Genomic DNA, 18,972 nt, shown 5'->3' on the forward strand with positions numbered 1-18,972 from the left:
TGGTGGGTGCGGTGGTGGGTGCGGTGGTGGGTGCGGTGGTGGGTGCGGTGGTGGGTGCGGTGGTGGGTGCGGTGGTGGGTGCGGTGGTGGGTGCGGTGGTGGGTGCGGTGGTGGGTGCGGTGGTGGGTGCGGTGGTGGGCACCACGACCGCATCACCGGTGGAGCTGGTGGAGCCGGTCGAGCCGGTCGCCGGGCCGATCAGCTTCGCGTCGCCCCAGTCGGCGTGGTCGCCGGAGGCGCCGTCACCGCCGTCGGTGACGACCAGGCGGATCTCGCTCGCGCCGGAGACGTCGACGGTGAGCTTGCGCGCGGTGGAGCCGGCCCGGATGACGGAGGTCTCCGCCAGCAGGGTCTGCCCGTTCCAGACCTGGAACGCGGCCGTCCCGCGGGGGAGCACCTCGTCGTCGATGCCGACCTCGGCGCTGAACGTGGTGGCCCCGCCGGTCGGGACGACGATCTCGGAGGCCGCGTGCACGCCGAAGCCCTTGGCGAAGGCCTGCCCGGCCACGGTCAACGTGCCGCCGTCGGTGCCGCTCAGCTCGTTGTTGCTGCGGTCGGCCTCGGCCGGGCCCCAGCCGTTGCGCACGACGCGGTAGGCGGTGTCGGAGGCGTAGGTGATCGCGGTGGGTGCGGTGGTGGGTGCGGTGGTGGGCGCGGTGGTGGGCGTGCCGACGGGTGCGCCGGTGGGCGTGAGGAGCCGGGCATCGGCCCAGTCGGCGTGGTCGCCGGTCTTCCCGTTGCCGGCGTCGGTGACGACGAGGCGGATCGTCGAGGCCCCGGAGACGTCGACGCTCAGCGGCTTGGCGACCTGACCGCCGCGCACGACGCCGCTGTCGGCGAGCTTCGTGGCGCCGTTCCAGACCTGGAAGACGACCGAACCGCTCGCGCCCACCTCGTTGTCGATGCCGACCTTCGCGGTGAAGGTCGTGGCGCCGCCGGTCGGGACGACGATCTCGGACCCGGCATGCACCCCGAGCCCCTTGGCGTAGGTGATGGCGCCGATCTTGAGCGCGCGGCCGTCGCCGGCGGCGATGTCGCCGTTGCTGCGGTCCTTCTCGACCGGGCCCCACCCGTTGCGCACGGTGGTGAACGCGGTGTCGGAGACGTAGGTCACGTTCACGCCGTCGGGGGCGTGGTCGGTCCACACCCCGCCGTCGGCGCCGTCGAGAACCTCGGGCTTGCCGTGGTCCTTGGGCAGGGCCTGCAGGGAAGACCAGGGGAAGTTCTTCATGATGGAGTAGCTGGGGGTGCTGCCCATGAGGGCCTTCCACGGGTCCACGCCGGTGGCGGCGATCTCGGCGGCGGGGCTCTCGGCGACGACGGCGGTGCAGCCGGCCTTGTCGGTGACGATGAACCCGTACTTCTGCGCGGCCTTGGCGACCATCTTCCCGATCCGCGTGAGGCCCAGGGAGTCCACGTCGATGCTGGGGTCCAGGCGCAGGCGCGTCCCCTCGGGGACGCGGTTGGCGGAGGTGTCGAATCCGTCGCTGCGCTGGGCCGGGTAGCTGAACTCGTCGGCCTGGCCGGGAGCCGGGAGATGCAGGGCGAGGGCGTGGTCGATGACGCCGGACCGCACGTCCTCGATCCCGATGGTGCCGCCGGACACGGAGAGGCCGCTGGCGCTGGCGCCGAAGCTGGCGGGGAAGTACCCGTGGCTCTTGGAGACGTCGTCGATGCGCCCGCCCCAGCACGCCGTCCACGCACCGTCCACCTTCTTGGTGACCCAGAACTCCCAGAGCTGGTCGGTGGAGGGGGAGTAGATCGAGAGCTGGCTGTCGGTCCCCTTGGCGGGCACGGCATCGGCAGGGATCGGGACCTGGGTGAACTGCCCGCCCTCGCCCAGCAGGCCGGGAGGCGTGGAACCCTTGCCCTGGCAATTGTTCCACTTCACGTCGACCCGGGGCTGGTTCGCGGGGACGGTGTAGAAACTGGTGCTGTACTGGTAGGCGTTGAACGCGGCGACACCGCCGTAGTACTGGGCGGTCTGCGCGGCGACGGTGCTCACCATACCGGTGGAGTTGGGGTGCATGGGGGCGTCGCTCACGTCGAGCTTCCACGCGGTCCCGGCGCTGAAGACGCCGCCGGCGGGCATGCCGGCCTTCACGGACGCGGGCGCGACGGCGCCGGTCGTGCTGGTCGTCGTCGTGACCGCCGCAGCGCCGGTGGCGCTGGGGAGGGTGCAGGCGGTGGCGAGCAGGACGGCGGCGGCGAGGCGCTTGCGGATCACGTGGGCTCCTGGTGACGAGTTCTCTTCGACACCGGACCCATCGGGTCCTCCACACAGCCGCCTTCAACCCCGGGTCGGGGTTTCACCCGGGTGCGGCGTTTCACACGACCGATGTCACTCGCCGTCCACCGGGACCGCGGGACGTCGTCCCGCCGGTCCTCCCCTTCGGGTGAGCCGTAGTCGTCGCCCAGCGTGACGAGGCCCCCGAACGCCACCGGGACCGCCGGAGGTCCTCGCGCAGAGTGACGTCGGACCCGATCCACGCTCACGCCGACGGGGATCCCCGTCACGCCCCGCCCTGGGGGTCAGCGGGGGACGAGGAGGTGATCGCGCACCTGCTCGAGCACGTCCGGCTCGGCGTCGAGGTCGAACTTCCGGGCGAAGAACGCCTCGACGCCCGCCAGGGCGGGCACGTCGGCGGCGCCGAGGGTGTCCGGGCTCAGCCGGCCCGAGGACGTCCAGCGCGTGTAAGTGAGGTTGGGGCGCAGCTCCCACTCGGTGGGCAGGGCCTTGACGACGGTCTGGAAGAACATCTCGTCCGGCACCTGCACGTGGTGGAAGAAGCGCACGAAGCGCGGCGAGCGGTCCACGAAGTCGAGCACCTCCTCGGCGCACCCGTGCGGCATCGACCACCACTGCGACCCCGCGTGCGGCCGGGCCCCGCCCAGCGGCGCCAGGTCCCGCGCCGGCAGCCGCTGCAGGAGCCGGTTGACCCGCGAGGCCAGCCGGCTGTGCCTGTCCTTCGGCGCGTGGTGCCACCGGTCCAGCCGTGACATGGGCTTGCCGCGCCGCTCGTCGGGCATCGGCCAGCAGTTCATCCGTACCTGCCCACCGGTCAGCTCGTCGTGCAGGGCCGCGATCGGCTTGATCGGCAGGTCGGCGCCGCTGAGCAGCACGTAGTGGTCGCCGGGTGCGGAGCGCACCGCCTGCCGCAGGGCCGTCAGGGTCGCGGCGACCACTCCGAACCCGCCCCAGCGCACCCGGTGGCGTTCGCCGGTGAAGGTGACCGCGGCTCCGAGGTCCACGACTGCGCGCCGGAATGGGGTCTCGTCGGAGCCCGCGTCGACGTGCACGACGGCGCGGTCACCCTCGACGAGCAGCAACCGCAGCAAGGAGGCCAGCTGCTGCGGCGCGTGGTGGGCCAGGACCAGGTAGGTCACCTGCATGGACGCGATCCTGGCACGCCACCGCTCGCTCAGATCCAGCTGGGCAGCCACATCCTCCGCGACCAGCTCTCGTAGGGGATCACCTGCGCGGTGTAGACCGGCCAGAAGAACGCGAAGCACGCCACGCACAGCACCACCACGGTCCCGGCCGCCGCAGCACCCGCGCGCCGGCGCCACAACGCCGTCTCGACCTGGACGCCGCTGCGCAGCACGGCTGCGCTCGGATCGGGCCCCAGCAGCAGGCCGAGCACGTACACGACGGCCAGCACCACGAAGGGGACGAGGACGACGGCGTAGAAGGTGAAGATCGTGCGGTGCTGGTACTGGAACCAGGGGAGGTACGCCCCGGCGTACCCGGCGAGGACCGCCCCGGCTCGCCAGTCCCGCCGGAAGGCCCAGCAGAACAGCACGACCCCCAAGGCGAGCAGCCCCGCCCACCACAGGACTGGCGTCCCCAGCGAGGTGATCGCCTTCGAGCAATCCGCGACCGCGCACCCCTCCACGCCCCGCGTCTTGGACTCGTAGAAGAACGACGTCGGGCGACCCTGCACCAGCCACGACCACGGGTTGGCCGAGTAGGGGTGGGGGGAGTCCAGGCCGACGTGGAAGGAGTAGGCCTGCTGGTGGTAGTGCCACAGGCTGCGCAGGGCGTCGGGGACGTACCCGCCGAGCCCCTGCGAGGGGTGCTGGGCCCCCCACTGCCGGTCCCAGCCAACGTCGCTGCGGAACCAGCCCGCCCACGTCGCGACGTAGGTGACGACCGCGACAGGGACGAGTGCGAGGAAGGCGCCGACGCCGTCGCGCCACACCGCCGCCGCGAACCAGGGCCGCACGCCGATAGCGCGCCGGGCCCCGGCGTCCCACAGGACGGTCAGCAGGCCGAAGACCGCGAGCACGTAGATCCCCGACCACTTCACCCCGCAGGCCAGGCCCAGGCTGACCCCCGCGGCCAGCCGCCAGCCGCGGAAGCCGATCCGCGGCCCCAGGCCGCCCGCCCCGTGCTGCGCGACCGCCCGGGCCAGCCGCTCCCGGGCGTGGTCGCGGTCGATCAGCAGCAGCGCGAAGGCCACCAGCACCCACCACATGAGGAAGACGTCGAGCAGGCTCGTGCGGCTCTCCACGAAGTGCTGGCCGTCGACGGCCAGCAGGATCGCGGCGGCGACTCCCAGCAGCGTCGAGCGGAACATCCGCCTCGCGATCCGGCCGATCAGCAGGATCGACAGCGTCCCGACCACCGCGGCGGAGAACCGCCACCCGAAGGAGGAGTCGATCCCGAACAGCCACTGCCCGACGGCGATCATCCACTTGCCCACCGGCGGGTGGACGACGAAGTCGCCCGTGGTGCCGAAGACGTCCGGCGTGCCCCGCGTGAACAGCTCGTCGGGCTTCTCGATCCCGGCGTCGTTGCGCAACTCCACCCCGTGCAGCAGCAGCGAGTAGGCCTGCTTCACGTAGTAGGTCTCGTCGAAGACCAGCTGGTGGGGACGGCCGAGCTGGAAGAAGCGCAGGAACCCGCCGATCGCGGTGACCAGCAGGAGCGGCAGCCACGCCCGGCGCCACGACTCCCCGGTGATCTCCGAGGAGCCGCCGAGCAGGCGCTCACGCACTCCTGGCTCGGACGCGGCCGGGGGGCGGTGCGCGAGACTCACCTCGGCATCGTAGGTCCGGTCCTCCTGACGGCCGTGGACGCGGGGCACCGGTGGCGGTTGGGTCGAGCTGGTGGCTGCTTGCCGTCGGACGTGCACGTGCGGTTACATGACTCCGCCGACCAGGGGTGACAATGCCGTCCGTCCGGTCCACGAGGTCGGTCCACCGTCCCCACCGGGTGGCGGGGTCAACCACGGACGGAAGGCAGTCACCTCGGATGCACGTGCACATCCTCGGATGCGTCTCGCTCAACGGCGGCGACGCCGCCATCCTCGTCGCTCAGCGCGAGGTCCTCCTCCGACAGTGGCCCGGGGCCCGCGTGACGGCGTCGGACACCGATGCGGTCGTCGCCTCGCGCTATCTGCCCGACATCACTTTCGTGCCCTTCCTCGCGCCCGCTGCCCCGCGCGAAGGGGCTCGTCTGCCCGCCCGCGCGTCCCGTCTGCTGCACCGCGCGGCGTGCGCGCGCGTCAAGGCCGCTGCCTCCCTGCACGCTCGGGGCCTGCCCGCGCTCGCCCGTGCAGTCGTTCCGCCCGCCGCCGCCGAGGCGCTGGCGACGATGGCCGCTGCGGACGTGCTGACCTACACCGGCGGTACGTCGCTGACGGACAACTACGCCCTCGGGGACAAGGTTTTCGACCTCGACGTGGCGCGCCGGCTGCGCAAGCCGCTCGCCTTCTTCCCCCAGTCGGCCGGTCCCTTCCGCAAGCAGGAGAACCGCGAAGGGCTACGGCCCGTCCTCGCAGCGGCGGACCTGGTGCTGCTGCGTGACGAGCGCTCGTTCCGGCACGTCGTCGAGGTGGGTGCGGACCCAGGACGTTGCCGGGTGGTGCCGGACATCGTCTTCGTGCTGGCTCGGCCCGGCCTCCTGGAGAGCGGCGACCGTCCCGACACCGCGCACCCGCCACGGCTGGCCGTGAGCGTTCGGGAGTGGGCGCACTTCCGCGACAAGGACCGCGAGCGCGGCATGGCCGACTACGCCGACTCCCTGCGTGCGGCGGTGGTGAGCGCGGTGCGCGAGCGTGGCGCCGAGGTCACGTTCGTCTCCACCTGCCAGGGGCGGCCGGAGTACGTGCGCGACGACTCCGCCTTCGCCGTACGGGTCGTGGAGGGACTGCCCGCGGACGTGCGCGAGCACGTCGTCGTCGACCGCGCCGCGCACCACCCGGAGGAGCTCATCGACGTCCTCGCCGGTTTCGACGCGATGCTGTCGACGCGGCTGCACGGCGCGATCAGCGCCGTGTGCGCCGGGGTGCCGACGCTGACGGTCGCCTACGAGTACAAGACGACCGAGGTGTGGGGGCAGATGGGTCTCTCGGAGTGGTCCGTCGAGATCGACGACGTCACCCCGGGGATCCTGAGCGAGCGCGTGCTGGCGCTGCTCGACGACGCTCCCCGGCTGCGCAAGCTGGTGGCCGCCGCGGTGCCGCCGATGGCGGCGGGAGCTGAAGCGGTCGGTCCGCTGGTGGCCGGCGTCGTGGACCGGCGGTCCGCGTGAAGCCCGGCGTGCGCTCGACCACGGGCGAGGAGGCGGTCGCCGCCAGCGACGACCGCAGTACGGCGGCCGCCGCGGCCGCGACGGTGGACACCTCGGGGTCGATGAAGGGCGCCGTCGTCTCGGGAGCCAAGTGGGCCGGGATGAGCAAGCTCGGCACGCAGGGGCTGCAGTTCCTCGTCGGTCTGGTGCTGGCCCGGCTGCTGGCGCCGGAGGACTTCGGTCTGCTGGCGAGCATCTACGTCGTGACGGGTTTCGCGACGCTGTTCTTCGAGATGGGGCTCGGGGCGGCGCTGGTCCACCAGCGTTCCCCCAGCGAGCGGGACCTGTCGACGGTCTTCTGGATCAACGTCATCGCCGGGCTGCTGTACGCCGGGATCATGTGGGCCATCTCACCGCTCATCGCGGTGTTCTTCGACGCCCCGCAGATGACGAGCCTCATGCCGTTCGTCGCCCTGGCCTTCACCCTCGCTCTCGGTGTGGTGCACTACTCGCTGCTGCAGCGTCGGTTGCGCTTCCGGACGATCGCGGTGGTCGACCTGTCCGCGGCCTTCGCGGGACACGTCACCACCGTGGCGGCGGCGTTGATGGGGGCGGGAACGTTCGCGCTGGTGCTGGGCCCGCTGGTGTCGACAGCGCTCACCTCGATCGTGCTGTTCTGCGTGGTGCGCTGGCGGCCTCGCCACTTCATCGACCGAGCGAGCCTGCGGGAGCTGTGGCGCTTCTCGGGGGGCATGCTCGGGTTCAACATCGTGAACTACTGGGGCCGCAACGCCGACAACCTGCTCATCGGGCGGTTCCTCGGCGCCGGTCCCCTCGGCCTGTACGGGCGCGGCTACAACCTCATGCTGCTGCCCGTCACGCAGATCACCGGGACCCTGGGCCGGGTGATGTTCCCCGCCCTGGCCGCGGTCCGCGACGATCACCCGCGCGTCCGGTCGATGTACCTGCGCTCCCTGGGGACCATCAACTTCGTGACCATCCCCGTGCTCGTGGGGTTGGCCGCCACCGCGGAGGGGCTCGTCCCGCTGCTGTGGGGGGACCAGTGGACAGCAGTGGTCCCGGTCCTGCAGGTCCTCTGCATCGCCGGTGTCCCGCAGTGCGTGAGCACCAGCGTGGGGTGGCTCTACCAGTCGCAGGGGCGCACGACGACGATGTTCGTCATGGGGGTCATCGGGTCCGTGGTGGGGGTGGCCACCATGGCCGCCGGTCTGCACTGGGGAATCGTCGGCGTCGCCTGGGGCGTTCTGGCCAAGTCATGGTTGATGGCACCGATCGCCCTGCACGTCTCCGGCCGGGTCGTCGGGCTGCGGGTCGCCGCCACCTTGCGCGGGGCCGTCCCGACCGTGCTGACCGCCGCCGTGATGGGACTGCTGGTCTGGTTCCTGCCGCGTCTGCTGGGCTGGGACGCCACGTCGGTCGGAACCGTCGTCGCCCAGGTGGTGCTGGGCGTCCTCACCTACTTCGCCGGGTCGCTGCTGCTGCAACGCGCCCGGTTGCTGGAGACTGTGCGGCTGGTCCGGCGCCGCCACGGCTGAGGCCACGGCGCGAGACCCCCCGGGCGTGCGGGGCGACCTCGGGCGGAGAGGTCAGGCGTCGACCACCGCGCTGGCCGGTGTCGACGTGCTCGAGGTGGGCACCGTGGACCGCCCGGGAGTCCTCAGCACCCAGGGCACCTGGGAGAGCGGTCCGCGCAGCGCCACGGCGGCAGCGGTACCGGCGACGATCAGGATCACGGGCGCCGCCCAGCGGGCGGCGTCGGTCCAGGACGACCCGGCCAGCCCCGCCAGCGGGAGGACGAGGACGGCGAGCAGCATCTCGTGCGTCACGTAGACGGCGAGCGTGTCGCGTCCCAGCCGGGCCAGGAGCCGTCCGGCGGCGGTGCGGGCGATGAGGACGGAGACGGCGATCCCTGTGACGACGGCGGCCGCGCCGAGGAGGGTCCGCACCCCGGCGACGTCCATCCACCCCCGGTGCGCGGCCAGGAGCGACGCGCCGCCCACGACCACGACGAGAGGTAGCGCCACCCGTGGGCGGCCGAGGGTCGTGCTGGTCCTGAGGGTGGCCGAGGGCAACCGGACACCGGCGGCGAAGAAGACGAAGAGGACGAGGCAGTTGTTCCAGACGAAGCTGTCCTCGACCAGGCCTGTCCCGGCGACCGTCGACACGACCGCAGCCACACCCAGGAGCGCCGTCGTGGGCACCGCCCGCAGCAGCCTGGCGGTCACAATGAACAGGGCCAGGGTCAGCAGGTACCACGTGCCGTTCTCGGGCAGCAGGAACGTGGACTCCACCCAGTGCCACGGACCGCGCGGGGCGCCCTCGCGCCCGTAGGGGATCAACGTGAAGAGCAGGAACGCGGCGCTCGCCCACAGCACGTAGAGGTACAGGTTCGTGCCGATCCGTCCCCGGAGCAGGATCCTCCACGGCCGCTCGACCGCTCGGGTCGCCAGCAGGCCGGAGAGGAAGAAGAACAGCGGCATGCGCAACACCTGCGCGGCTCCGTTGACCAGGTTCCAGGGGTTCGACGTCAGTCCGACGGACGCCGCGAAGAGCCCCGCGTGGTACATCACCACCAGCAGGATGCTCGCGCCGCGGGCCGTGTCGACCCAGTCGAGACGGGAGCGAGCGCCTGTCGGGGTCACCAAACCTCCTGGGAGCGGGTCGGGGAGGCAAAATCTACACGCCGCGTGGTTGCGTTCAACCCCTCAGCAGCAGTTCGCGCCCGCCGCGACATCGGCGGTGGTCGTTCACGACCCGGTGGCCTCGACCTGCGCGGCCGGGCGTTCCAGCACCCGCACCGGTGGCGAGACCACGGTGGCGCCGGCCGCCACGTCCTTCACCACGACCGCGTTGGCCCCGATCTTGCAGCCGGTCCCCAGGTCGACGGGCCCCAGCACGGCCGCCCCCGCACCGAGGTAGACGCCGTCGGCGATGTGCGGGGGACGGGCGCTGCTGCGGACCCCGATCGTCACCCGGTGGTGCAGCGTCACCCCGGCGCCGATGCGCGCATCCGGGTGCACGATGACACCGCGCCCGGCGTGCGGCAGCTTCATCCCCGGCCCCACGACGACGCTGCGCGGGAGTTCGGCGCCGATCGTGTTGCGCACCCAGAGCTGGTCGACGATCCCGTGAACCCGACGCAGCGCGAAGGCGGCCGCTCCAGGGCGCTCGTGCAGGACCTGCCCGAACCGCCAGATCGCCATCGTCGCGATGGACTCCTTGGAGGGACGGTTCAGCGGCAGGTCGCTCCGGGTCAGGTCGAGCCACTCACGCCACCACGATCCGCTCACTGAGGTCCTCCCGCTGGATGTCCGGTTCGAAACAGACGTCGAGGCGGAGGCTACCGTGCGTCCGGGGCGGAGTCACCGACCGTCAGGTCCGCCGCGGTGAGGCCGTCACCTCTTCGGCGAAGCGGGCTTCCCCCAGTCCTTGGGCAGCGCCTGCAGGGATCCCCACGGGAAGTTCTCCATGATGCGGTAGTCGGGCTTGCCCCGCATGAGTTCCTTCCAAGGGTCCACACCGGTGGCCGCGATGGTGGCGGCTGGGCTCTCGGCGGTCACCGCGACGCAGCCGGCCTTGTCGGTGACGATGAACCCGTACTGCTGCGCGGCCCGGGCCACCATCTTCGCGATCGGGGTGAGCTTCAGCTTGTCCACGTCGATGCGGGGGTCCAGGCGCAGACGGGTGCCCTCCGGCACCCGGGCCGCGGACTTGTCGTAACCGTCGCTGCGCTGGGCCGGCCAGCTGAGCTCGTCCCAGTTGCCCGGTGCGGGGATGGCCAGGGCGAGGGCGTGGTCGATGCGACCGGCTTGGACCTCCTTGATGCCGATCGTCCCGCCGACGATGGCCAGGCCGCTGGCGCTGGCGCCGAAACCGTTCGAGAAGTACCCCGGGTCGCTGGACACGCGGTCGATGCGACCGCCCCAGCACGCCTGCCAGGTGCCGTCCACCTTCTTGGCCTGCCAGAACTCCCACAACTGGTCGGTGGCGGGGGAGTAGATCGTCAGCTCACCGTCGGTCCCGGGGGACGGGACGGCACCCGCGGGGATCGGGACCTGTGTGAACTGGCCCCCCGCGTCGATGAGCCCACGGGGCGTGTAGTTCTTCTTCTGGCAGTTGTGCCAGCGCACGTCCACCCGGGGGGTGCTCGCGGGGACGGTGTAGACGCTCGTGTTGTAGCGGTATGCGTTGAACGCGGCGACCCCACCGTAGTACTTCGCGGCCTGGGCGGCGACGTTGCCCACCATCGCAGCGGAGTTGGGGTGCATCGGGGCATCGCTGATGTCCTGCTTCCAGACGCTGACCGAGCTGAACGGAGTCCCGGCGGGGCCGCGGAAGTCGGTGAGGAGGTTCTGACCGGCCATGGGGGAGAGCTGCCGCTCACCGCGGGAGAGCTGCACGCCGGCCGCTTCGGCGGATGCGCCGGTCGTCACGGCACCGCCGGCCAGGACGGCCGTGGCGGCGAGTGCCGCGGCCAGGCGGCGGTACGTGCGGGACATCGGGAGCTCCTCGGCATCGGGGTGGGCGCTGCTGCGCTCCGGTGTGCACTCCAGAGATCGGTCCGGGGAGCGGCGACTCGAGCGGGAGTCCGCCATTCCCCCGCACCGTCACCCGTACGGAAGTTGCGCACCGCAGCGAGGTGCACGGTCCGTAGCCGATGCACGTCCTGCGCACGACCGGGCGTCACCCGTTCACCCGTCCGGTGACGCTCACCGTCCGTGGTCTACTGGCGCGGGACTACGCCGTCCGGGGCTCGCCCGGCCCAGTCCGGGCACGGGGGGTGACTTCCGCGGCGCCCCGGTCGGTCCCGGTCGCCGCCCCCCGACCCGAGGAGGACCGTGAGCACAGCCACCGCCCCCCGCCGGAAGCGCAGGAGGCTCCTCGTGCTCGTCGCGGCGGTCGTGACCGCGGTGCTGGCCGCCGGCCTCATGATCCACCGCCTCACCCGTGACGAACCGGCGCAGGAGCCCGGCCTCCCCGGCGTCGCGGCGGACTACCCCTTCGGTCCGCGCAGCGTGTGGCGCACCAGCGTCCGGGACGCCCCCGTGGCCGAAGACTCCGCCGAGATGGTCGAGGGTCTGGTCGAGCAGGTCGACGAGCACTGGGGAGGCGTCGCCTCCTTCAACGTCGACAAGTTCACGGCCAGCTGGTACACGGTGGACGCCGATCAGTCCACCGTCGACGTCGCGTGGACGAACTGCCAGAAGAAGGACTGGACCCCCGACGGGCTGCTCGGCGAGGACGGTCAGTTCACCGATGTCCCGATCCCCGACGACGCCCGGCCCTCACCGGGCAGCGACGGGCAGCTGACGATCTACTCGCCCGCCACCGACCGGTTGTGGGAGTTCTGGCGCGTCGAGCGCACCGACGAGGGCTGGGCCGCGTGCTGGGGCGGGCGCATCGACGACGCCTCGAAGAGCCGTGGCTACTTCCGCGGCGGGTTCGGCGCCAGCGCCAGCGGACTGGCGATGTCTGCGGGAACGGTGTGGGTCGAGGACGCGCGGCGGGGCCGCATCGACCACGCCCTGGGGCTGGCGATCCTCTCGCCCGCGCGCTGGGACCGCGTCAGCTGGCCCGCCCAGCGCAGCGACGGCAACAACGACGACGAGCACGCGCTGCCCGAGGGCATCCGGCTTCGGCTGCCCGCCGACGTGGACGTGGACGCGCTGGGGCTCACCCCCCTCGCCGCCATGATCGCGAGGGCGGCCCAGGAGTACGGGTTCATCGTCACCGACCAGGCCGGTGCCGTGAACGTCGGCGCCCAGATCGGGCAGCCGGTGGCCGACGACCCGGACTTCTGGGACGAGCAGATGGACGGCGTCCCGCCCTACCGGGTGCTCGCGGACTTCCCCTGGGACCAGCTGGAGGTCCTGCCCGAGGACTGGGGCAAGCCCGAACCGAAGCCCAGCCCGTCGACGTCCCGCTCGACGAGCTCCAGCCCGACGAAGTCCGAGTCCCCGCGGAGCTGACCTCAGCGGCGCAGCAGACGCCCGGCCCGGGTGCGCAGGGCCAGGCGCGCACGCGCGGCCGCGGCCCCGGTGCGGAGCGCGTCCGGCCAGCCCCGCGGACCCGGGGCCCGCTCGTAGGGCAGGTCCGCCAGCTCGGGCCAGTTGATCCGGATCGCCGGCGGCTGGGGCCGTTGCCGCACGCGCAGCGGCGGCGGCAGTTCCATCATCGCGGTGAAGACGGAGCGCTGGTTGACGGGCATCGTGCTCACGGCGAACGGGGCCGCCCCGTAGAGCTGAGGACTGGCCCAGCACCCCACGCGGTGCTCCAGGTAGGCCAGGTCGAGCAGTTCGTACACGTCCTGGTGCGGTGCCTGCGCCTGCCACGCGGCCAGGGCGTCGCGATGCGCGGGGTCGGGGGGGAGCCGGATCAGGGCGAGGAGCTCGTCGGCGGTGGGGTGCGGCGGGATGACCGTGGCCTTCCAGTACGCCCCGCGACCGACCTCCCCCGCGAACCCGGTCACCCAGGCGTGGTCCATCGGCAGGGTCCGGGCCGCGAGGTCGAAGTCACCGGCTTTGCCCTCGTTCGCGTCGTAGCCGACGCGTTCGAGGTACGCGCGCGCCGCGGCGTCGTCGACCTCGTGCAGCGGCAGCACGCGCAGCTGCAGGCCGTAGCGCCGCGCCACCTCGCGGGCGTAGGCGACGTCGGCGCGGCGCTCGTCGGTGTAGGCGAACACGGCGAAGGTGCACCGGTCCAGCACGCGATGGGCCGCAGCCATGAGCATCCGGCTGTCGCGACCCGCGGTCAGCGGCAGCACGAGCCGGTACCGGGCGGCGAGGGCTTCGACGTGCTCCCGCAGGCCCGCGGCGATCGTGTCCTGGCGGGCCTGCAACGCCGCCGCGTCGGTCGCGTCGACGCGTTGCACGGGGCTAGGCGGCCAGTGCCGTTCCGCCTCCCAGGTGCTGAGGTCCAAGCGGTGGTTGGGCAGCAGGCGCCGCGTCTTGGGGTCGCTGGTGACGCCGGCCGGGTGGTACTGGCCTGAACCCAGGGTGCGGTGTGCGTGGCGGTCGCTCAGGGCGCGGTCACCGAAGGAGAGGGCGGTGGTGGTGGAGGCCAGGGTCTGCTCCTGCTCGGAGTAGACGGCGGCGAGCGACCCCGCCGGGTCCAGGTGCACCCGGGGCCGTTCGCCCAGCAGGACGCACACCCACCGACCGGAGTACCGGTAGAGCCGATCCTCCACGTCGCCGTCGGCGCCGACGACGGCGTCCAGCGGCAGGGCCTCCCGCTCGTGGAGCAGTTCACCGCCCGGTGCGAGGACCCACCCCAACAACCACCCGGCGACGTCGCCCGCTGCGTCGTGCAGCGGGGTCACGGGTAGCGTCGGACTGGTGGCCAGGACCCACGGGCCGCTGGTCCGCCCCGCCCAGCCGTCGGGGTGGGGGCGCGCGCCCCGCGACAGGACGAACTGGTCGTAGAGCTCCACGGAGCGGACGTTAACAGCGTGTTACGCGGCGTGTCTGCCCCGGCCGGACGGGGTCAGGAACTTTCCTCAACCGGTCACCGGGAGTTGAGTCGTTGGATACGCTCCGGGAGTGCTGACATCCCGCGCTGGGACCTTGGCCGTCCGCGCGGTGTTCGGTCTCGCCGTCGTCGCGCTGCCGCTGCAGATCGCTGTCCGCCACGTCGCCTCCGAGCCCTACCCCGGCCTGTACCAGCCGTCGTTCGGCGGAGTTCTCCAGAGCGGGCGCGAGGCCACGACGTGGGAGACCGAGGTGACCCTGGAGCTCGCCGACGGCACGACGCGGAGCACGAGCGTGGAGGAGATCCTGCCCCCGACCGGTGTCTTGCCCCGGTACGTCTTCGCCAGCGGTTTCGGCGACCAGGCGAGCGCCGACGACTCGCGCACGGTGGCGTGGCTGCGCGACCGGCTCGCCGTCCTGGGCGAGGGGGAGGTCACCGCGGTGGAGGTGCGCTGGATCCAGGCCGGGTACTCCCTCGTCGACGGTTCCCGACGCGTGCTGCGGGACGACCGACCCGTTCGCGTCGATCTGGAGGCCGAGGTGGGGAACACCCCGTGAACAGTCCCTGGCGAGTCTTCGACCGGTGGGTCGCGAGCGGACCCTTCACGGCTCTGGACCTGGGACGTTACCGCGTGCTGTACGCCGTGGTGCTGCTGCTCGCCCCCTCGAGGTTCGCGTGGGCGGCGGAGTTCCCCGACTCGTTCTTCGACGCGCCGCCCGGACCGTTCGCCCTGCTGGACGCCGTCCCCCCGAAGGGGGTGCTGATCGGTCTCGACGTCCTCGTCGTCCTCGGAGCGGCGTTCCTCCTGGTGGGGCGGTTCACGCGGACCGCGTCGGTGGTCGTGGGGCTGAGCGCGTTGACCGGGTACGGCATCAGCTACAGCTTCGGCAAGATCGACCACAACATCCTCTCCGTGCTCGTCCCGCTGGTGCTGGTGTTCGCCCGCTGGGGCGACGCGGTGTCGATCGACGCGCTGCACCGACGTCCCGCGACCGGCGCAGCGGCGCCTGCGCAGGACCCCCCGCAGTGGCCGTTGCGGTTGCTCGCCCTGCTGATCGGCCTGGGTTTCCTCACCGCCGCCGCCCCGAAACTGCTCGGCGGGTGGCTCTCGCCTGCCACCCAGGCCGTGCAGACCTCGCTGTACACGCAGTACTTCGTAGAGGGTCGCACCGAGTTGCTCGCGGGCACCTTCCTCGACGTGCGCAGCACCCCGTTCTGGGAGTCGATGGACGTCGTCGCGGTCCTGCTCGAGGGGCTCCTCGTCCTGGCGGTGCTGCACTGGAAGGCGTGGCGGGTGGCCATCGCGCTCCTCACGCTCTTCCACCTGGGCGTCCTGCTGATGATGAACATCGGCTTCGGGGGGAACGTCACCACCTACGCCGCCTTCGTCGCCTGGGGTGCACTGCGGGTGCCCGGGGCGCTGACGCGACCGCCACGGTGGTTCGCGCGCCACGGGTGGGTCCTGGCCGCCGTCGTCGGCCTCGTCGTCGTGCTGCTGCCGGACCGGTTCGCCGTTCCCCGGTTGGGCTGGGCGATCGTCGTCGTGGGCGCGCTCGTGAGCACCTGGTACCTGGCGCGGCAGGTGGGGGCGCTGCTGCGGCGCGTGCGTCCCGGCGGCCAGCGGTCCACGCCGGACCCTGGTGCGGCGGTCGATCGGTGAGACGAGCGCGGTCGAAGCGCTGAGCGTCGCGGACCTCGTGGCCACCGAGCCGTGTCTGTTCCGGCACCACCACCGTCTGTAGTCTCGCTCGCATCCTGCGGTGTGCGCCGCGGCGACTCGGTCGCCGCACCACCGGCGGTGCCGTGACCCGAGGAGGGAACAAGCATGTCCAGTGCGCGGAGCGAGGTCGTCGAGGGCGGTACCCCGCTCGACCGGGACGGCGCCCGTCGCCCCGTCCTGAGCTCGCTCGTCGCCCCCTCGGACCAGGTGTGGAACGAGAGCGTCGAGGTCGTCGCGGCGAGCGAGCACCCCGGGTCGCCGGCCTGGCTCTGGGCGGTCCTGCGCCGCAGCGGGGGTCGTCGGGCGTTCATCCTGCGGGGGACCTCGGGCTGGTCCGAGGGCTACCGCGAGCTGATCGCCGCCGGTCTGCTGCGTCGACTGCGGAAGGACGCCGTCGTCGTCGTCAGCGACGCGACGATCGAACCCGGCAGTCGTGCGTTGGGGAGCCGCCTGCCGCCGGTCCTCGCGAAGGCCCTCGGCGGGGTCTCCAGGGCAGTCATCCGTTTCGTCGACGGCGACAACGTCGTGTGGTGCGTCCTGTCGACGCGGGAGGTCGAGGACTTCGGGCGGGTGTGGGGGTTGCGCCGGCCGACCGTCGTCTTCACGCCGTTCTCGCACACCATCTGGAAGAGCGCCCTGTTGCGTGACGTGCCGACCGGGGAGGGCTTCTTCTCGGGCGGCAACAGCCTGCGCGACTACGAGATGCTCATCGCCGCCGCCGAGGGGCTGGACGTGGACGTGGACGTGGCGACGACGTGGTCTCCCGGGCGGAGCACCGGCCGCGTGCGGTTCGCGCCGACGTCGCACGAGGGGTTCCTGGAGGGGATGCGCACCAGCCGCGCGGTGGTGCTCCCGCTGGAGCACGCCGTGCGCAGCACCGGCCAGCAGACTTACCTCAACGCCATGGCCCTGGGCAAGGTCGTCATCGTCAACGACGCCCCCGGGGTCCGGGACCACGTCGAGCACGGTGTGACCGGTCTGGTCGTCGGTGGTGTCGAGCAGATGAGGAGCGCGATGCGCGACGTGCTCGACCCCGGCCGGGCGGACCACTACGACGCGATGGGGCGCCGTGCGCGGGAGCACGTCCTCGGGCGGTTGACGGACCGCCACTACCGGGCGCGGCTGCTGGAGGTCGCGGGGGTCGCCGCGGCGTCGTCGTAGTCCCGCTCGCACGGTTCCCGCCCTCCGCCCGGCCGGTGTCGGGGGAGGGCGGGTGGTGGTCAGGACGAGAAGCCGGCCTGGGCCCAGTCTGCGTGGTCGCCGGACAGGCCGTTGCCGCCGTCGGTGACGACGAGGCGGACCTCGGTCTTCCCGCTCACGTCCGCGACGATGGTCTTCGCGGCCTGGCCACCCCGCACGAGCCCGCTGTCGGCCAGCTTGGTGCCACCGGCCCACACCTGGAACTGCACGGAGCCTCTGGTGCCGACCTCGGCGTCGAGACCGACCTTGGCGGAGAAGGTGCGCGCCCCGTTCACCGGGACGATGATCTCCGAGGCGGCGTGGACGCCGAAGCCCTTGGCGTAGGTGACGCCGGCGATCTTCAGGGCCTTGCCGTCACCGGCAGCGGACTCGCCGTTGCTGCGGTCCTTCTCCGCCGGGCCCCACCCGTTGCGCAGTACCCGGTACGCGGTGTCGGAGGCGTACTTGGTGATCGGGCCCACCGGCGCGGTCGGGACGGGGGTCGCGTCCGTCCCCTGGGTCGAGCCGGCGGCCGGCTTGCCGAAGTCCTTGGGCAGGGCCTGCAGCTTGCCCCACGGGAAGTTCTTCATGACCGCGTAGCTGGGAGTGCTGCCCAGCAGCGCCTTCCACGGGTCCACGCCGGTGGCGGCGATCGCGGCGGCGGGGCTCTCGGCGACGACGGCGGTGCAGCCGGCCTTGTCGGTGACGATGAACCCGTACTTCTGCGCGGCTTTGGCGACCATCTTCGCGACGGGGTGCATGTTCAGGGAGTCCACGTCGATGCTGGGGTCCAGGCGCAGCCGCGTCCCCTCGGGGACGCGGTTGGTGGAGGTGTCGTAGCCGTCGCTGCGCTGAGCGGGGTAGCTGAACTCCTTCCAGGTGCCGGGGGCCGGGATGTGCAGGGCGAGGGCGTGGTCGATGACCCCGGACTGCACGTCCTTGATCCCGATGGTGCCGCCGGCCATGGCCAGACCGCTGGCGCTGGCGCCGAACCCGTCGTGGAAGTAGCCCTGGCTGTAGGAGACGCCGTCGATGCGGCCGCCCCAGCACGCGCTCCAGGTGCCGTCGACCTTCTTGGCGACCCAGAACTCCCAGAGCTGGTCGGTGGAGGGGGAGTAGATGGTGAGCTGGCTGTCGCTGCCCTTGGCGGGCACGGCGTCGGCGGGGATCGGGACCTGGGTGAACTGGCCGCCGGGGCCGAGCAGACCGGCAGGGGTCCACGACTTGCCCTGGCAGTTGTTCCACTTCACGTCCACCTTCGGCGTGCTCGCCGAGACCGTGTAGACGCTGGTGCTGTACTGGTACGCGTTGAAGGCGGCCATGCCGCTGTACTGGGCGGCGGTCTGGGCTGCGACGTTCTTGACCATCCCGGCGGAGTTGGCGTGCAGGGGCGCCTTGCGGACGTCGAGCTTCCACGCCGTGCCGGCGGTGAAGACCCCGCCCGCAGGCATCATGGGCGAGATCACCGAACCCGAGGTGGCGGCTGTAACGGAAGCAGCCGGTGCGGCGATGGCCTGTTCGGAAGCTCCCGCGGTGAGGGCGACGACGGCGGAGGTGACGGCGACCAGGGCAGCGGGCAGGCGGCGGAGCATGGCGAGTCCTCCAGTGACGAGATGGCTTCAGCGGTACTGAACCCATCGGTTCGCAGGGGTCCGCTCCTTCAGCGACGCGGGGTGCGTTCACCCGTGCGCGGTCTTCGGGGTTCTAGATATAACACTGCGTAGTCAGCCTTCTCGCTCTATGATCTAGTACGGTCGTGCCACCACTGAGGTGGTCCAGGTGTCGTCCTGCTCGGCGGGACGTGATCGTCGCTGATCGCCTGACCTGGTGACCTCCGGACATCACCGCCGCGCGCGCCGGCTGGTTCGATCGATGGAGGTCGTCATCACCTTGCGCAGACTGGAGGCTGAAACCGCAGGTCAGACCGTTCCTTCAACTGCGTCCCCACGCTCCGCGTCTTGTTGCCCGCTCGTGCGGGACGAACGGGAGGTCGTCTGGTGGAGGCTCGAGCGGGACGTCGACCGGAGACCCGGTCCGAGGCGGTACTGGACGCGGACAGTCGGTCGAC

The 18,972-nt window shown here is 72.0% G+C and carries 14 protein-coding genes; 6 read left to right on the forward strand and 8 right to left on the reverse strand.

The window, feature by feature from the left end; all coding sequences use genetic code 11:
• The 3 genes from ACRYM6_RS18090 to ACRYM6_RS18100 all read right to left on the reverse strand — a co-directional run.
• Window positions 1–2,227, reverse strand: a 2,227-nt coding sequence (locus tag ACRYM6_RS18090) for an NPCBM/NEW2 domain-containing protein (RefSeq protein WP_432544275.1), incomplete at its 3' end; no start/stop codon positions are given.
• A 305-nt stretch (window positions 2,228–2,532) separates the two neighbouring features.
• On the reverse strand, window positions 2,533–3,393 hold the full coding sequence (locus tag ACRYM6_RS18095) for a beta-1,6-N-acetylglucosaminyltransferase (RefSeq protein WP_432544276.1): 861 nt from the start codon (window positions 3,391–3,393) through the stop codon (window positions 2,533–2,535).
• A gap of 29 nt (window positions 3,394–3,422) precedes the next feature.
• Complete coding sequence (locus tag ACRYM6_RS18100) at window positions 3,423–5,042, reverse strand: dolichyl-phosphate-mannose--protein mannosyltransferase (protein ID WP_432544277.1); 1,620 nt, start codon at window positions 5,040–5,042, stop codon at window positions 3,423–3,425.
• A gap of 221 nt (window positions 5,043–5,263) precedes the next feature.
• Here ACRYM6_RS18100 and ACRYM6_RS18105 point away from each other — a divergent pair, with 221 nt between their 5' ends.
• The gene (locus ACRYM6_RS18105) at window positions 5,264–6,538 is read left to right on the forward strand and encodes a polysaccharide pyruvyl transferase family protein (RefSeq protein WP_432544278.1); all 1,275 of its coding nucleotides are present in this window, start codon (window positions 5,264–5,266) and stop codon (window positions 6,536–6,538) included.
• An 8-nt stretch (window positions 6,539–6,546) separates the two neighbouring features.
• Window positions 6,547–8,073, forward strand: coding sequence for an MOP flippase family protein (locus ACRYM6_RS18110; RefSeq protein WP_432544279.1), 1,527 nt, complete (start codon window positions 6,547–6,549; stop codon window positions 8,071–8,073).
• Window positions 8,074–8,124: 51 nt separating this feature from the next.
• Here the strand turns inward: ACRYM6_RS18110 and ACRYM6_RS18115 are convergent, their stop codons facing one another.
• The 3 genes from ACRYM6_RS18115 to ACRYM6_RS18125 form a co-directional block, all read right to left on the reverse strand.
• Window positions 8,125–9,180 carry an acyltransferase family protein gene (locus tag ACRYM6_RS18115; RefSeq protein ID WP_432544280.1) on the reverse strand — a complete coding sequence of 352 codons (1,056 nt, stop codon included), beginning with the start codon at window positions 9,178–9,180 and terminating at the stop codon, window positions 8,125–8,127.
• 105 nt (window positions 9,181–9,285) lie between these two features.
• Window positions 9,286–9,828, reverse strand: a complete 543-nt coding sequence (locus ACRYM6_RS18120; RefSeq protein ID WP_432544281.1) for a serine acetyltransferase — start codon at window positions 9,826–9,828, stop codon at window positions 9,286–9,288.
• 105 nt (window positions 9,829–9,933) lie between these two features.
• Window positions 9,934–11,037, reverse strand: a complete 1,104-nt coding sequence (locus ACRYM6_RS18125; RefSeq protein ID WP_432544282.1) for a DUF4124 domain-containing protein — start codon at window positions 11,035–11,037, stop codon at window positions 9,934–9,936.
• A 339-nt stretch (window positions 11,038–11,376) separates the two neighbouring features.
• On the opposite strand from ACRYM6_RS18125, the gene ACRYM6_RS18130 reads away from it, so the two are divergent.
• The gene (locus tag ACRYM6_RS18130) at window positions 11,377–12,507 is read left to right on the forward strand and encodes a hypothetical protein (protein WP_432544283.1); all 1,131 of its coding nucleotides are present in this window, start codon (window positions 11,377–11,379) and stop codon (window positions 12,505–12,507) included.
• 2 nt (window positions 12,508–12,509) lie between these two features.
• Here ACRYM6_RS18130 and ACRYM6_RS18135 read toward each other — a convergent pair whose 3' ends face one another.
• Window positions 12,510–13,967, reverse strand: coding sequence for an asparagine synthetase B family protein (locus tag ACRYM6_RS18135; protein ID WP_432544284.1), 1,458 nt, complete (start codon window positions 13,965–13,967; stop codon window positions 12,510–12,512).
• A 109-nt stretch (window positions 13,968–14,076) separates the two neighbouring features.
• Here ACRYM6_RS18135 and ACRYM6_RS18140 point away from each other — a divergent pair, with 109 nt between their 5' ends.
• The 3 genes from ACRYM6_RS18140 (at window position 14,077) to ACRYM6_RS18150 (ending at window position 16,886) form a co-directional block, all read left to right on the forward strand.
• Window positions 14,077–14,562, forward strand: coding sequence for a hypothetical protein (locus ACRYM6_RS18140; protein WP_432544285.1), 486 nt, complete (start codon window positions 14,077–14,079; stop codon window positions 14,560–14,562).
• On the forward strand, window positions 14,559–15,665 hold the full coding sequence (locus ACRYM6_RS18145; RefSeq protein ID WP_432544286.1) for an HTTM domain-containing protein: 1,107 nt from the start codon (window positions 14,559–14,561) through the stop codon (window positions 15,663–15,665). Before ACRYM6_RS18140 ends, ACRYM6_RS18145 begins: the two co-directional genes overlap by 4 nt.
• A 165-nt stretch (window positions 15,666–15,830) precedes the next feature.
• Window positions 15,831–16,886, forward strand: coding sequence for a glycosyltransferase (locus ACRYM6_RS18150; protein WP_432544287.1), 1,056 nt, complete (start codon window positions 15,831–15,833; stop codon window positions 16,884–16,886).
• Between the two features lie 59 nt (window positions 16,887–16,945).
• On the opposite strand, the gene ACRYM6_RS18155 is transcribed toward ACRYM6_RS18150, so the two are convergent.
• On the reverse strand, window positions 16,946–18,496 hold the full coding sequence (locus ACRYM6_RS18155; protein ID WP_432544288.1) for an NPCBM/NEW2 domain-containing protein: 1,551 nt from the start codon (window positions 18,494–18,496) through the stop codon (window positions 16,946–16,948).
• Window positions 18,497–18,972: the final 476 nt, after the last annotated feature.

This window comes from Kineococcus rugosus (genome assembly GCF_050871975.1).
Taxonomy (GTDB): domain Bacteria; phylum Actinomycetota; class Actinomycetes; order Actinomycetales; family Kineococcaceae; genus Kineococcus.

What these genes read in the sequence shown, in the direction of transcription:
- ACRYM6_RS18125 (WP_432544282.1), bottom strand. Translation starts at nt 11,037, where the DNA reads ATGTCCCGCACGTACCGCCGCCTGGCCGCGGCACTCGCCGCCACGGCC.
- ACRYM6_RS18155 (WP_432544288.1), bottom strand. Translation starts at nt 18,496, where the DNA reads ATGCTCCGCCGCCTGCCCGCTGCCCTGGTCGCCGTCACCTCCGCCGTC.
- ACRYM6_RS18150 (WP_432544287.1), top strand. Translation starts at nt 15,831, where the DNA reads ATGTCCAGTGCGCGGAGCGAGGTCGTCGAGGGCGGTACCCCGCTCGAC.
- ACRYM6_RS18095 (WP_432544276.1), bottom strand. Translation starts at nt 3,393, where the DNA reads ATGCAGGTGACCTACCTGGTCCTGGCCCACCACGCGCCGCAGCAGCTG.